This window comes from Acinetobacter sp. CE-15 (genome assembly GCF_051059255.1).
GTDB lineage: Bacteria > Pseudomonadota > Gammaproteobacteria > Pseudomonadales > Moraxellaceae > Acinetobacter > Acinetobacter guillouiae.
On the sequence record NZ_CP192737.1, the window covers coordinates 342,010 to 356,899 of the forward strand.

General features: G+C 39.9%; 11 protein-coding genes. 2 read left to right on the forward strand and 9 right to left on the reverse strand.

Features of this window, described 5'->3' with window-relative positions:
• Positions 1-3: 3 nt before the first annotated feature.
• The gene (locus ACQ7EO_RS01570) at positions 4-1,377 is read right to left on the reverse strand and encodes an ATP-binding protein (RefSeq protein WP_434278751.1); all 1,374 of its coding nucleotides are present in this window, start codon (positions 1,375-1,377) and stop codon (positions 4-6) included.
• 93 nt (positions 1,378-1,470) lie between these two features.
• Entirely contained in the window at positions 1,471-2,964 is a 1,494-nt protein-coding gene (locus tag ACQ7EO_RS01575) for a UvrD-helicase domain-containing protein (RefSeq protein WP_004725463.1), read from the reverse strand.
• A gap of 261 nt (positions 2,965-3,225) precedes the next feature.
• Here ACQ7EO_RS01575 and ACQ7EO_RS01580 point away from each other — a divergent pair, with 261 nt between their 5' ends.
• Positions 3,226-5,220: a PhoX family protein gene (locus tag ACQ7EO_RS01580; protein WP_239044772.1), complete on the forward strand. Its 1,995-nt coding sequence runs from the start codon at positions 3,226-3,228 to the stop codon at positions 5,218-5,220.
• Between the two features lie 58 nt (positions 5,221-5,278).
• Here the strand turns inward: ACQ7EO_RS01580 and hisIE are convergent, their stop codons facing one another.
• The 7 genes from hisIE to ACQ7EO_RS01615 all read right to left on the reverse strand — a co-directional run bounded on the left by hisIE (position 5,279) and on the right by ACQ7EO_RS01615 (position 13,160).
• Positions 5,279-6,064, reverse strand: coding sequence for a bifunctional phosphoribosyl-AMP cyclohydrolase/phosphoribosyl-ATP diphosphatase HisIE (gene hisIE, locus ACQ7EO_RS01585; protein ID WP_004725466.1), 786 nt, complete (start codon positions 6,062-6,064; stop codon positions 5,279-5,281).
• 166 nt (positions 6,065-6,230) lie between these two features.
• On the reverse strand, positions 6,231-7,520 hold the full coding sequence (locus tag ACQ7EO_RS01590; protein WP_434278752.1) for an FAD-dependent oxidoreductase: 1,290 nt from the start codon (positions 7,518-7,520) through the stop codon (positions 6,231-6,233).
• Positions 7,521-7,815: 295 nt separating this feature from the next.
• Positions 7,816-8,898 (reverse strand): patatin-like phospholipase family protein, encoded by a 1,083-nt coding sequence (locus ACQ7EO_RS01595; protein WP_434278753.1) that lies wholly within the window; start codon positions 8,896-8,898, stop codon positions 7,816-7,818.
• Positions 8,899-9,028: 130 nt separating this feature from the next.
• Positions 9,029-10,648, reverse strand: coding sequence for an ABC1 kinase family protein (locus ACQ7EO_RS01600; RefSeq protein WP_434278754.1), 1,620 nt, complete (start codon positions 10,646-10,648; stop codon positions 9,029-9,031).
• Positions 10,649-10,651: 3 nt separating this feature from the next.
• Positions 10,652-11,323 (reverse strand): ubiquinone biosynthesis accessory factor UbiJ, encoded by a 672-nt coding sequence (locus ACQ7EO_RS01605; RefSeq protein ID WP_434278755.1) that lies wholly within the window; start codon positions 11,321-11,323, stop codon positions 10,652-10,654.
• Positions 11,324-11,355: 32 nt separating this feature from the next.
• Complete coding sequence (ubiE, locus tag ACQ7EO_RS01610; protein ID WP_004725476.1) at positions 11,356-12,300, reverse strand: bifunctional demethylmenaquinone methyltransferase/2-methoxy-6-polyprenyl-1,4-benzoquinol methylase UbiE; 945 nt, start codon at positions 12,298-12,300, stop codon at positions 11,356-11,358.
• Between the two features lie 152 nt (positions 12,301-12,452).
• On the reverse strand, positions 12,453-13,160 hold the full coding sequence (locus tag ACQ7EO_RS01615; RefSeq protein ID WP_004725477.1) for an FFLEELY motif protein: 708 nt from the start codon (positions 13,158-13,160) through the stop codon (positions 12,453-12,455).
• Between the two features lie 199 nt (positions 13,161-13,359).
• Here ACQ7EO_RS01615 and pap point away from each other — a divergent pair, with 199 nt between their 5' ends.
• Positions 13,360-14,778, forward strand: a complete 1,419-nt coding sequence (gene pap / locus ACQ7EO_RS01620) for a polyphosphate:AMP phosphotransferase (RefSeq protein WP_004725481.1) — start codon at positions 13,360-13,362, stop codon at positions 14,776-14,778.
• The last annotated feature ends 112 nt before the right edge of the window (positions 14,779-14,890 follow it).

The following is a 14,890-nucleotide window of genomic DNA, read 5'->3' on the forward strand; positions in this document are numbered from 1 at the left end:
TTTCTATAATAAGAACTTATGTGACGTTTGGTCATCACCAGACTGCATTAAACGTTTTAATTCGGTCTTTTGTTCTTCACTGAGGTGTTTAAATTGCTCAAAAAGCTGTTGAACATTTACTGGCAGATTGGGTTCGGGTTCAAGCAAATCCTGTTCAGCGCTTTTGGGAACTTCTTTGAGCAAGTTTGCATAAATATCTTGGTATTCTTGCCATACTTTATTGTTCTGAATTTCATAAAGCTTTTTATTGTCCAGTTTAAAACATTGATATTCGTCAGCTTGCTCAAGCAGCTCTTCATGACTGGCTGTAGCAATGATTTGTAAACGAGGAAAGGCTTGATTTAAACGATCGAGAATTAACTGAAGGCCAAATTGGTCTAAATCAACATCAATTTGATCAATCAGTAAGATGCCTTCACCTTCTTCACAAGGATAAAGACTTAAAGGATTGAGTATGCACATACGACGCACCAAATCACCGACTAAGGCCAGCCAATTTTTAACCGTATTCGACAGTTGTGAGTAAGTCAGACTTTGATTTTTATAAGTGACCATCAATTGTAGTTTGGGTTGATATTCTAAATAGAGATCTGTGATTTCAGGAAGGACGATACTCAAGCTTTGCTTTAAGGCTTTTAAGCTGGGTGCATGTAACTGAGAACGGGCTTGAAATAAAATACTTTGAAAATCCTCATCGCTTTGATTTGAAGATTCTTTTTGTGCTAAAACACTTTGAAAAAGTTGCGCGATATGTGCATTTTCGATATCACTGATTTCTCGAAACCATTCGAAAAATCGTGCAAAGGTGGTATATGGAATCGGTACTAACTCATAGGCATTGTGCGCTTGTAAAATAATGGGATTATTTTTATTGAGAATATTCACTTCATTTACAAATCGTTCAGCAGGGTAGTAGGCAATTAAAGGTAAGCCTTGAACAGGATCTTTTTTGAGCACCAGATTATAACGTTCTACCAACTGTTCGAGTTGTACTAAGTCAACTTTGCTCAGACTAACACCAGAACTATTTAAGGTTTTATATAATTGCCAATGACAAGTTTGCGGATCTTGTTCTGCTGTTGCAGTGCTTTCTGCGAGTTGACCAAACTCTATTGGGAATTTGATTTTAACATCTATTTTGGATTGCACTCGATCTAACATAATGTCTTGGTCGAGCATCACCACACCAGGTGTGCGCAAATCTTTTAGACGTGCAGGAAACCAAGTCAAAGCTTGGTAAATATTTTTAATAATTGCCGTTTTTCCACTGGCTTGTTCGCCAACAATTAAACTGATTGGTTTGTTTTTATAATTAAAATCTATTTTTAAATCAGCAAAATGGTATGTATGGCGAAAATGAATTGCTGCTAGTTTCATAGGATACCTGAAAATTGACGGACAGCATAAAAAGCTGTTGATATTTTCACCTTGCGATTTTTTTCGCTGATACAGATGAACTGCTCAAAACCCTTATGCTGTTGCTTTATTTTTAAATGGCGCTTTTACTTTCAATTGTTGCACGAGATCATAGATGTGATGAATATTTAAGCTAACCTTCGCCCGTGTACAGGCGACATATAACAGTCTTAATTCTTCATCGCTGATTTTATGTTCTAAACCGTTTATTTTAAATTGGTAATCATCTTCGATATGTACACGATTCCATTCTAGCCCTTTGGCCTTATGTGCAGTTGAAATCACATAATCAGCTTGCTCTATTGGGGTTATTTTAGCAAGTGCTTTTTTGAGCGGTTCCGTACCGTGATCGTCAACCAATTTGACTAAGGGTTTGATATCACTACCGTCATTGGTTTCACAGTATTCATGTACATCATGCCAAGAGTTAAACCAAGCCAGTTCAGGCACATCAACAACACGTTTACCTTGTTTAAGCAAACTTGCCGCATCAACAAAACGATTGAGTTTTGCATGATCGGCTTGTAGTCCAACCTTATCGCCTTGTACGAGACCAGAAAGAAGCAACTCCATCGCACGTGCATTGGTGCGACATAAAATCGCATCACGCATTTTAGTATGTGGTTTATTGACCACACTCGATTTCATTTCAGGATTGCCCAATAAAGGCACAGTTTCATCCAATGCACCGAGCAAATGATTGGCCACATCTGCAATCGCATCACCAAAACGGAATGAAGTGGTTAAACGAGATTCAGGGAGTGGCATTTGTTGCATGGCATTGACCGCACCACGCCATGCATAAATTTGTTGATGTGCATCACCGACATAAATCACTTGGGTATTACGCTGGCGCAATAAAATACCAAGCATTAATGGATCAGCATCTTGTGCTTCATCAAAAAGCACATAATCTGCTGGAATAAATGGATCTGATAATGCCCAGAGTTTTAAATAAATATCATGCCCTATGCCTGCTTGATGATTGGTATCAATCGATTCTAACCAACGTCTTTCTACAGCAGGGTAAAGGTGTTTTTGTAAAGACTCGATATCATCTGCATGCAGCCAACTTGGTGCTTGGATATGACGTGGTGCTGGGTATTGTGAGCTGGTCGAGCAGAAATAACTTACAGCATTGGCAACTAAACTTGCCAAACGGCTGGGCATCAACACATACTTTTCATAACGCCCGCCCATTAAACGTCGAAGCGTGATCGGTTCGAGACGATATTCTTTGGCAATAAAACTAGGACTTAAACGTGGCAGACGTAATTTATCGGTTACTCCACGTGACACACTACGAAACGCCAAAGAGTGGAAGGTGCGGCAATCTACATTTTGATGAAATTTATTCTGTGCTTCTGTGGCAATTGCCTTATTAAAGGCCAAATACATCCCACGGCGCTCCGTCATCGCATCACTGATTAACTGCAAAGTCGTGGTTTTACCTGTGCCAGCATAGGCAATCACTTTAAATGATTGTCCTTTTTTCGCTTCTGCGATTGCAAAGCTTTGCTCAGATGTGGGTGTAAAAGAATAAGGCACAGTATTTATAAAATCTTATTAGCTTGAAAATTCAATATGGGACAGAGTATAGCAAAAATTGCTCAGCACTAGGGTGAAATCTAACAAGATGTTATTTAAACGACTATGCTAAGAATCTGCGGAGTGTATCCTGATCATTTTTATCATAATATGAGGTATTGGGTCTTTTGTCTTTAAAATGACTTAAAAGTGAAACTAGATTGTCATAACTGCTTTCTAAACTGAGCACGGGAAAATTCTAAAACATATTCGGATAAAGTTATGACAAATTCAGCCAGCCGACATACACGCCGTGAAGTGCTTACTTGGTTAGCCAGCATTCCATTTCTTCCACTTGGGGCAATGGCAACTTCAGCCACACTTGCAGGTTGTAATGATGATGATAAAAATACTGCAGTTAAACCACCGATCAATCCAGCTAAATTAAAATCTGCAACATTTACACCAATGGATGCACCAACATTAGCAAATGCAGCAGCAATGGCCACAACAACAGTTGCTTCTGGTTTAGCTGTAACTTGGGATGACAATACCAAGACTGACTACAAACTTGCTTATAAAACCTTCTTCCAAACAGGCGATATGGTCAATGATGGAAAAGGTGGGAAGATCTTGGCTGGTGGTTATTATGATATTAATAATAAGCCAATCATGGATAACTCTACAGGTTCGCCACGTCAATTCTTCTCAGATTGTCCAGATGGAACATCTTTGCTCACTGTTAAAGATGCCAAGATTGATGGTGTAAAAGGCAATCCTGTATTTGCTGTGGTGCAATTTGAATATACCACACGTGATTTGGCGGGTAATGACATGTATGGCAAGTTGCCATCGCCAATTGGGGTGATTTCACTTGACCAAGATCCTAAAACAGGTCATTTGTCTTTTGTGAAATATCACAATGTTGATATGTCAAAAGCGCATGGTTTGTGGATTACTTGTGGTGCAAGTCTGTCGCCGTGGGGCACACACCTTTCAAGTGAAGAGTATGAGCCAGATGCATTTGGTCAAGGCTTAGGTACAGATATGACCACCATGAAGGCTTATAGTAAAAATGTCTATGGTGATGAAACTTCAGCAAAACCTTATAATTATGGCCACTTACCTGAAGTCACTGTAAATAAAGATGGTACAGGCACAGTGAAAAAACACTATTGCTTGGGTCGTATCTCACATGAGTTGATTCAAGTGATGCCTGATAATCGCACTGCATTGATGGGTGATGATTATACCAATGGCGGTTTGTTTATGTTTGTTGCGGATAAAGAGAAAGATTTATCTGCTGGAACATTATATGTGGCGAAGTATTTAAATGAGTTGAATGAAACCTCAACTGCACAAATTCAATGGATTAACTTGGGTCATGCAACCAGTCAAGAAATTGAAGATTTGGTGAATGTTCAAAATATTCAACCAAGTCAAATCATGGAAAGCTTAGATAAAGATCCACAAGATGCAAGCTATACCAAGATCATTCTGCAAAAGAAAACAGTGTGGGTGAAAGTTAAACCAGGTATGGAAAAAGCAGCTGCATTCTTGGAAACGCATCGCTACGCAGCGTTGATGGGCGGTAGTATGGCGTTTACCAAAATGGAAGGAACAACAGTCAATGCTAAAGACAAAGTTGCTTATTCAGCCCTTGCCAATATTCAAGATTCAATGATTAAAGGTAATGCTGCTTGGTTAGAGTCACATAATGTAGGATTTGCGAAAAAGATTTCTGCTGGTGGTATTGTTGCACATGATATGGCAGGTTCTAAGAGCGATAAATCTGGTAAAGCTATTCAAAGTGACTGGGTACCATACCAATCACACATGCTTTTAATTGGAAAAGATATTGATGCTTCTGCTGATCCGTTAAATATCGGCAATACTTCTGATCCAAATACGATTGCAAGTGCAGATAACTTAAAGTTCTCTGAAACATTCCGTACCTTATTCATTGGTGAAGACAGTGGTAACCATGTGAATAACTACTTATGGGCGTATAACGTAGACACCAAGAAATTAGATCGTATTCTTTCTTGCCCAGCAGGTGCTGAATCTACAGGTTTACATGCAGTCGATTCAATCAATGGTTGGACTTATATTATGAGTAACTTCCAGCATGCAGGGGATTGGGGTTCTTTACATAGTAAGGTTCAAGCAACTTTAGATCCTTTGATTCGTGCGAATTATAAAGACCGTTTTGCAGCTGCAGTGGGCTATTTAACAGCAGACCCAATTGCACCTTCGGTTGAGAAAAAATCTTCTTAATTTCGATTTTGAATAAAAAAAGCAGCGATATTTCGCTGCTTTTTTTATAATTACCAAATTAATGATCTCGATTGGCTTTTTCAACGAGGCCAGAAAGCCCTTGACGACGTGCAAGTTCGTTGAGTACCAATTGCACATCCAACTCAAAATAACCAAGCATCACAATGGTATGGAACCATAGATCTGCAACTTCATAAATCAGATCATTTTTATGATCTTCACACGCTTCAGATTTAAAATCTTTAGCAGCAATGATGGTTTCAATACTTTCTTCACCAATTTTCTCTAAGATTTTATTTAAACCTTTATGGTAAAGCTTTGCCACATAAGAAGAATCTGGATCAGCTGCTTTACGTTCAGCCATCATTTTGCCTAAATAACCCAAGACTTCGACTTGTTCAGCCTGCGCATTGGATGTATTCATGGCAATAGTATGTGGATTTGATGAAGGTTTTTCACCGTATATTGCATTTGGATCTTTTAATTGTGCATCGACAATTTCCCAACCCGTTGCAGTGAGCTTGCGATAGAAGCAAGACTCTCGACCTGTATGGCAGGCGATTCCACCATGCTGTTCAATTTGTAAGACGATCACATCTGCATCACAGTCTAAACGGATTTCATAAACGGTTTGAAAATGGCCAGACTCTTCGCCTTTAAACCATAATTTATTTCGTGAACGAGAAAAATAAACGCCCTGCATTTTTTCAGCAGTCAGTTGTAATGCTTCACGGTTCATCCATGCCACCATCAAAATGCGACCAGTTTGATGATGCTGTGCAATAGCAGGAATAAGTCCTTGTTCGTTAAATTTTACTTCATCGAGCCATTGCAGATTGTTCATAGGATTTCACCAAGTTATAAAAAGAAAGAGCGCTACGTTGACATGGTAGCGGTTGTATAGTGTACGTTATTTCCAGCATTTTAGGAAAATATTGATTATGGATTGAGTCGAGATTAAAACGCTTGTTCACGCTTTAAAATTACAGAATGGGTAACTTGAGTGCACATTATTTTTCTCTTACCAAAGACGATCGAGCAATATCTTCATACTTCATTTGACTAAACATACCTGATTTTAATCCCGACACAGTGATTGCCATTTCTTTACGGAAATAAGGGATACGGTACATCCAAGAGAAGCTTAGATCCCGTAAACCACCTGCCCACCAAAGATCAGACTGGTATAGGGGCGTCAGTAAACGGCTTAAAAATTGATAGAATGCAGATGAGCTTTTACGATGTTGGTGATAGCACTGCCATAGCTTTGCATAATCGATCGTTTGATTGTCTCGGGCAACTTGAACTGCTTGTCCCAAAGCCCATGCATCTAAAAGCGCCATATTTGCACCTTGTCCAAGTTGTGGGCTCATGGCATGTGCAGCGTCTCCAATGATACCGATACGTCCTTGACCAAATTTAGACAGCACTACATCGCGATAATGGGCAGAAAGCCATTGTTGTTTTTCTTCAGGATTAGCGATCACTTGCTCTAACCATTCAGCAGCGGGCTTCCAGCGTTTGGATAGCACTTTTAACCATTCAGTACGGGCTTGTTGATGAGGTAAAAAATTTCCAAGCTGATCGGTTGGAAGACTCCAGAAGATGCTGGAAAGTCGTTGCTTGGGCTGAGTGGGAATTGCGCCTGTAGGTAAGATTCCCATCATGATCTTAGAGCGATCATAAAATTGATGCAAAATTTGAGTATCAAGCTGCAAACATTCAGGCACAATGGTCCATTTCGCGCCCCAAGGGTAGGCTTGATCGATTTTAACCCATTCGATCGGTCTTAACTGGCTTCGCGCACCATTGGCAACAATAACGCTATCAAAGACTTCATCAAAAGACTCACCATTGACCTGACCGAAAACTCGGATTTCATCTGCTGATTCTTTAAGTTTTTCAATATCGGCATTCATGTGCCAAGTGATCAGTTCAGGAAATTCATGGCATTTATTTTGCAAAACATGACATAAGCTTGCTCGATGGATACCTAAACCATAAAAATCGGGATGGGCTTGGGCATAATGACTATCTACCAGTTTAAAACCATTGGCGAGTTGTCCCTCTAAGCCTGTGACCATTGCACCAAGTTTAACCGCATCATCAAGCACACCTAAGTGCTCAAAAACTGCAAGTCCAGACGGTTGAAGCAATAAGCCAGCACCGACAGGTTCAAGCTCAGATACTTTCTCAAAAATAGTAACCTGAATATTTTGTTGTGCGAGTAAAATTGCTGCAGCAAGCCCTGCTGTTCCTGCACCGACGATGGCAAATTTTGGCGTTTTAGTTTGATTCATTATTAGAGTAAGTGCTTTGAATGATTTAAATTTAACAAAAAGCAGGGAATTAACAAGCAGTAATTTGAATCAAGCTCTTTATTCCCTAATGGATCTTAGCCAAAAATCAACGCATATAGACCAGGCCAGACACGGATTAAATTCAGTAAAAAAATAATATGTAAAGCTTGAGCCATGACTGGCTCATGTCTCAGGCTGATATCTCAAGTCATCGAGAATGCTGTTGTGATGTATTTAAGCTGTTGAAAATCATATTTATTCACCGCTGGATGAGGTGATCAATGGGGTGTAATAATTATAAATCTAGCATCACTTCAGCAAAATTTTGTTTCTCCAGCATTTCTAAAAATTCATCACCTAGCCGCTGACTTTCTGCCACAGACTGCTTCCACAGTTGTTTTCGCTTCTGGTCATCCAGACCTTTCATCACAAAATCTTTACGATCAGGTAAACGTCCTAAAGGCAAAGATTTTAAATAGTCTTGAGAAGGCGAGATCAGTAAAGTCCGTGCTTGGTTTGCAGGATTAGCTGTGCGAGATTTAAACATTTTGTCAAACCAGCCTGGGATGATACTGTCGGCAAAATGTGGATATAAAACAATCCCTTTACTCTCAAAAGGCAAATCGATGTGATAGTCGATCAAACCACCATCTCGATACGCGCCTTGTGGCGCATCGGCAATATTTTTTACCGCAGGTGTAACTGCCGGAATCGAACCTGAGGCCATCAACCAATCCGCAACATTGTGCTGATTAAAATTTAAATAATGGGTTTTAAAAGCATCATCCTGAATTCTAAATTGTGGGAACTGAGCAGGTTGACAAATGACTCGCTGCATAAATTTATTCAGATGGTTTCTTGAAATTGCATTACTGCCGATAATACCGAGTAAGGAGCTATACAGTGCAAACTTTTGATCACTTTGAAATAAATGTTCTGCTTTGGCTGCGATAATCGTAAGGTGATATTCGGGATGTTCGACCAATTTTTGGCTGTGTTGGTCTAAAATGCTGTACAGCATCTCGCGAGATATTTTCTCAATCTCTGCAATGGTCATCTTTTTATGAAAGGGCAAGTTGATATATAACTCCGCCAAATGCTCAGGACCAAGTAGTTCACCTTGCGCTAAAATTCCTGCAAAGCGCCATGCACCAACAGATGAACCAATTAAAAAACGTCGTTGTTTGGCACGTTGTAGAAAATCACCGAAAATCGCCTGATCCAAGCCCATTAAACCAATGCCTTTGGGGCCACCAGCTGCACCGGGAATCATATCGACTTGATGTGCAGATAAGCCTTCTTGTTGTATGTGTTGTTTGGCGAGTGAGCCTGCACGTAAAGTGATTGATGCAGGGCGTTTTTGTAGAATTTGGGTCATGATTTCACTCACTCAAACGAATATTTTTTATTTTAGAGTGCATGATAGATTGAACAATGGCGAGAGCTGTCACTCGGTGACTTAGCAGTCATAGACAAAAAAGCCTATTCATTGAATAGGCTGAATCGCATTATTTGGCAATTCGCCAAACTGCTAAAATAGTGGTTAAGACAATCAAGACAATTGAAATATACCACGGTGCAATGATTGCAATAGAGAGCAAAATCGCCATGATACTGCCGAAAATCCAGCTACGTTTTTGTTGCTGTTCCACTTCTAAACGCATCATTTGCAACTCATGCAGTTGTTTTGCATGCCATGCAGATTGATTTTTTAAACCATTTAAGCTGTCAACCATCAATGTTGGGAAATCCTGTGCGCCTAAAAGTAAATCAGGAATTTTCTGTCCTAACTCTTTTAAGTTTTTCTGAGGATTCATTTGTGCTTTTACCCATTCGGTGAGAATCGGTTTTGCCAGTTTCCAAATGTCGAGTTCAGGATATAAATCGGTGCCTAAACCTTCCACATGTACTAGTGTTTTGAGTAATAACATCAATTGTGGTGGAATTTCTAAATGGAAACGACGCGCAATGTCCATGACTTGAATCAAGATACCTGCAAAGTCCAATTCATGCATCGGTTTGGACACCATTGGTCCTACAGTGCGACGCATTTCACGGGATAGCGCATCTTGATCAGTGCCCGGTGGAATCCAGCCTGCCTGATGCACAATTTGAATCAGTTGTAAGAAGTCGCTGTTCATGACTGCAAGCAACATACGCGCAACGGTCATCTGATCTTGTTTAGATAGCTCACCCATAATCGCACAGTCAAGGGCAATATAACGAGGGTGGCTTGGATTTAATGTTTCAACAAATACGTTGCCGGGATGCATATCAGCATGGAAGAAATTGTCACGAAATACTTGCGTAAAGAAAATCGTTAAACCCTTTTCAGCAAGATCTTTACGATCCATCCCAAGCCTTTCAAAGGTTTCAATATCCGAAATGGGAACGCCTGTGATCCGCTCAGCAACCATAACATCTTTGCTGTCCATATAGACTTCAGGCACATACATCATGCTTGAACCCGTGAAGTAATGACGCATACGACGGGTATTGTCTGCTTCTAGCGTAAGATCCAGTTCATTTAAGATCACTTGACGATAATTCTGGATGATTTCAGACAAATGCACTGCACGAGCTGCTTCAAGACGTTTTTCTAAGCTTGCTCCTAGCCATTGCAGAATTTCAAAATCCTGTAGAATCTGACTGCGAATATCTGGACGAGTGACTTTCACCACCACTTCACGACCATCATGGAGCGCAGCAGTATGGACTTGTGCAATAGATGCAGCAGCCAAAGGTTGTTCATCAAAACGGGCAAAAATTGTAGAAATATTGGCTTTCAGCGATTGTTCAATACGCGCTTTTGCAATATTGACCTCGAAGGGTTTAACCCGATCTTGTAATAAAACCAATTGCTGTAAAATTTCAGGTGGAATTAAATCACGACGCGTGGAAAGTAATTGCCCCAGCTTAATTGCTAAAGGCCCCATTTCTTCTAATGCTTCTTTAAGCTTGAGTGGGTTTTTACGTTCTTTGCTTGACCATGCCGCAGGGTGTAAGCGAATTAAAGCTAAAGCATGCCGAGCTTTTTCAGGTAATTCTTCCGCAGGGACCAGTGTGTCGAGTCTATAGTGCGCGGCGATGCGCCAAAGTTCGAATAAACGGGCAATATGCGGAATCATATATTAAATTACCTGATCTTGATTTTGAGTAAAGTGAGATTGAAGTTGCTGAATTTTTGCTTCAAGTCGGTCAATATTTTGGTTCAGTTGACGGGTATCTTGTTGCAGATCATCCATTTGCCAACGCGGAGCCAATACACCCGTATCTTCTTTTAAAAAGTCTTCTACAAAAAATAAATGACTTCGCAGTGAGCGTTTGAGATGCTTTGGCGCCAGTTGGATTTTGCCAATTTCATGCGCGAGTGCAGGACCAATCCACGGGCTAAGCTGGGCTGCCAAATCAGGCTCAAGCTGTTGGATAATATTTTGAATACCCTGTAACAGGTGATAATCACCTTGTAGGGGAATATTGCCAATATCATCCGCAACAAATAATTTAGCCAATTCAACAACATTCTTTACATGTAATGTTGCTGTGGCTTCTGCAATCGCAACATTTTTGTCAAAAGGACGTTGTTCAAAAATTGAAGGTGTTTCGCTTTTACCAGTCACAGTCGGTTCAAGACGGATTTTATTTTGATCAAAGTAAACATCGACAGAAAGCTGAGGCGTATCCATCACGACACGTAACAGTTTGCCTTGTAACTGATTAAATTGGATGCGGGTAATTGCATCCAAATTAATAAACTGATTGATTAATCGTTCAACTGCACCGAGTGCCAGAATTGACCACATAATTCAACCTTGCTTGTTATATCTTGGGGAAATTACAGTTTAAAGCCACGGTGTACCGCCACAATACCACCGGTTAAATTGTGGTAATCACAGTTTTGGAAACCAGCATTTTCCATCATACCTTTTAAGGTACGTTGGTCTGGATGCATACGAATAGATTCAGCCAAATACTTATAACTCTCCGCATCATTAGCAACAACTTTACCCATAAATGGTAAAGCCGTGAATGAATAGAAATCATATAGCTTTGAAAATGGTTCAAATACTGGTTTTGAGAACTCAAGGATCAGTAAACGACCACCTGGCTTTAATACACGATACATCGCTTGGAGTGCAGCATCTTTATCAGTCACATTACGTAGACCAAAACTAATAGTGAGCAAGTCAAAACTATTGTCTGCAAATGGCTCTAAGGTTTCAGCATTGGCCAATACAAAATCAACATTGGTACAGCCAGCATCAATTAAACGATCACGACCAACATTCAACATGGACTCGTTAATATCGGATAAAACCACATGACCTGTCGGGCCAACTTCACGGCTGAAAACTTTGGCTAAGTCACCTGTACCGCCTGCAATATCAAGCACGTGCTGACCACGACGGACACCTGACATATTAATCGCAAAGCGTTTCCAGAGGCGGTGAATACCAAATGACATTAAATCATTCATAATGTCGTATTTGCTTGCTACAGAATGGAAGACTTCAGCGACTTTTTGCGCTTTTTCTTCACTATTAACAGTTTTGTAGCCGAAATGCGTAGTTGCACCAACATTACCTGTATTAGCACCACGTGGGAGGTTGTATTTTGGCACAGTCCCAGAAACTGGCGTATCTACCAGTTGTTGCTGCAAGGACTGTTGCTGGCCTTGTGGAGTACCCTGCGGTAATGGTTCTGTTAGAAATGGACTCACTTTGTCTGTATTCGTTGCCGTTTCAGCAGGGGCTGTAGGCTTTTGGTTTTCATTCGACATTTGAGTCACTCCTGAACACAAAAATGGGAAATTTTATATTGCTCTGCATAATGACAGATTCTGCATAATTTTGCAGTCCTCATCATGAAATTGTTATGAATAATATACAAAAACCGATCTTAGAGATCGGTTTGATACAGCCAAAAATTAAATTAATCCTGAAATGGATTGGGATCTCCAGCATGCACTTTTTCGACAATATCACGTTCTTTTAGGGTAAATGCATGGATAAAATCAGCTGCGGATTTCATCGGTTTCATCGCAATAAAACCTTCGCCAATAAAGTCATACATCAATTCAAATTTATATTTGATTGCCGTGCCTTTACACATTTTAAATGCAGTATGCATAATAAATGAGCGCATGTATTTGTCTAGTGCACCACCCAAATCATCCAATAAACCCAGCTGTTGTTGACGGGCTTCTGCTTGATCTAATTTCAGTAAGGTCAGTCGCATCATTTCATCATCAATCACTTGGTCAACAGGGTAATCCTTAAGTAATTGTGCTGCGACTTGCTCATCAAGTTGCATGGCAAGTACCGCCAATCCAACAGATTTTAAACCGGTCTTAATGGCATTTTCAGGGAGAATTTTTTCTGCTTTGTGGGCATATTTTAATAAACGTTCAATCTGTATCGCCAAATCATCAAATTCAGGCCCACCATATAAGCGGTTGATAAAATATTTTGCCATCAATTGATTTTCTTTTTGATTAAACAGCGCATGATGAGTCTTTTCAATACGCATTTTTAACCAGTCCTGCGCTTCATGCAGGCGTTTTTCTAGAATTGGGTCAGTGTGATAACTCAATTGTTGATATTGTTCTAAAAGCTGATCAAGTGCAGCAAGTTTTGACATATAAAAACTCTAGATTTCGTTTAGCAACAGCATAAAGGCAGTTGGCACGTATCACTATGACAAAAGTTAAAAAACAATAGAGAAATATGGTCAGTGGATTTTTAAATAAACAATATCAAAGATTTTATACAGAAAATAATATAACTCTGTTTTAGGGAATGGGTATACTCAATTGAAGTTTCAGACCATAGAGAAGCAGATGATTGAAGAACAATTAGCGTTTGCGTTGCGTGATGAAGAAGAGTTATCCGTTGATCTGATTGAGGCACAATATGCCTTAAAGAATTCTAAAGATAAAAATAATGCCAAAAGCTTGGTCATTTTAGTCAGTGGTATCGAGCTTGCGGGGAAAGGGGAAGCGGTTAAACAATTACGTGAATGGGTTGATCCTCGTTACTTACGGGTTAAAGCAGATCCAGCCAGTTTATTTAGCAGTAAACAAAGTTTTTGGCAGCCTTATGCACGGCATATCCCATCAGAAGGGCAAATTCAGCTGTTTTTTGGCAATTGGTACAGTGACTTATTGTCAACAGCGATGCATGTTTCTAAACCTTTAGATGAAACCTTGTTCGATACCTATATTGAAAATATGCGTGCTTATGAACAAGACCTAAAAAATAATCATGTTGATGTGATTAAAATTTGGTTTGATCTACCGTGGAAAAGCTTACAAAAGCGTTTAGATTCAATGGATGCGTCTGAACAGCGTTGGCATAAGTTAATGGGTTTGGATTGGCGGAATAAAAAACAATACGACATTGTGCAAAAATTACGTCAACGGTTTACCGATGATTGGTATGTGATTGATTGCGAAGATTGTGTTGCACGAGATCAACAATTTGCTCAGTATATTTTGCAAGCATTAAAGCAGTTGCCTCGACATAAAACAGCAGTGAGAACCAAGTGGAAACAGGCGACTGTACCTGAGTCGTTATTGCAACCTGCTACAGAAGAACTGGATAAAGATCAATATAAAGCTGAATTAAAGAAATTAACCAAAAAAGTATCGGAAGCGCTACGCAATGATTCACGCAATGTCATCATTACCTTTGAAGGCATGGATGCAGCAGGTAAGGGTGGGGCAATCAAGCGGATTGTGAAAAATCTTGATCCGCGTGAATACGAGATTTATACCATTGCTGCACCAGAACAGTATGAATTGCGCCGACCCTATTTATGGCGTTTTTGGACCAAGATTCAACCTGAGGAAAAGATCAGCATTTTTGATCGTACTTGGTATGGTCGAGTATTGGTTGAACGTATTGAAGGCTTTGCCAAACCTGCGGAATGGCAACGTGCCTATGATGAAATTAATCGCTTTGAAAAAGATTTAACGGATAATCAAACCGTGTTAGTTAAATTCTGGTTGGCAATCAGCAAAGATGAGCAAGAAGCACGTTTTAAAGCACGTGAACAAACACCGCATAAACGCTTTAAAATTACCCCTGATGACTGGCGAAATCGTGGACATTGGGACGATTATTTAAATGCGGCTGCGGATATGTTTGAACGAACCGATACTGAGTATGCACCGTGGCATGTGGTTGCGACCAATGATAAGTACACAGCACGTATTCAAATCCTTAAAACGATTTTAAAGCAGTTAAAAGCGGATTGATTGTTTGCTAGCAACAGCTAAGTTGAGGTTATAAATAGTATCGCACTAAAGAATAGATGCTCTTATTCTACGCTTTAGTGCGATACCAATCACAATGATCTATGCGGTAAAA

Bases quoted from the DNA above. Each gene is read 5' to 3' on its own strand.
- ACQ7EO_RS01570 (WP_434278751.1), bottom strand. From the start codon at position 1,377: ATGAAACTAGCAGCAATTCATTTTCGCCATACATACCATTTTGCTGAT.
- ACQ7EO_RS01580 (WP_239044772.1), top strand. From the start codon at position 3,226: ATGACAAATTCAGCCAGCCGACATACACGCCGTGAAGTGCTTACTTGG.
- hisIE (WP_004725466.1), bottom strand. From the start codon at position 6,064: ATGAACAATCTGCAATGGCTCGATGAAGTAAAATTTAACGAACAAGGA.
- ACQ7EO_RS01590 (WP_434278752.1), bottom strand. From the start codon at position 7,520: ATGAATCAAACTAAAACGCCAAAATTTGCCATCGTCGGTGCAGGAACA.
- ACQ7EO_RS01595 (WP_434278753.1), bottom strand. From the start codon at position 8,898: ATGACCCAAATTCTACAAAAACGCCCTGCATCAATCACTTTACGTGCA.
- ACQ7EO_RS01600 (WP_434278754.1), bottom strand. From the start codon at position 10,648: ATGATTCCGCATATTGCCCGTTTATTCGAACTTTGGCGCATCGCCGCG.
- ACQ7EO_RS01605 (WP_434278755.1), bottom strand. From the start codon at position 11,323: ATGTGGTCAATTCTGGCACTCGGTGCAGTTGAACGATTAATCAATCAG.
- ubiE (WP_004725476.1), bottom strand. From the start codon at position 12,300: ATGTCGAATGAAAACCAAAAGCCTACAGCCCCTGCTGAAACGGCAACG.
- ACQ7EO_RS01615 (WP_004725477.1), bottom strand. From the start codon at position 13,160: ATGTCAAAACTTGCTGCACTTGATCAGCTTTTAGAACAATATCAACAA.
- pap (WP_004725481.1), top strand. From the start codon at position 13,360: ATGATTGAAGAACAATTAGCGTTTGCGTTGCGTGATGAAGAAGAGTTA.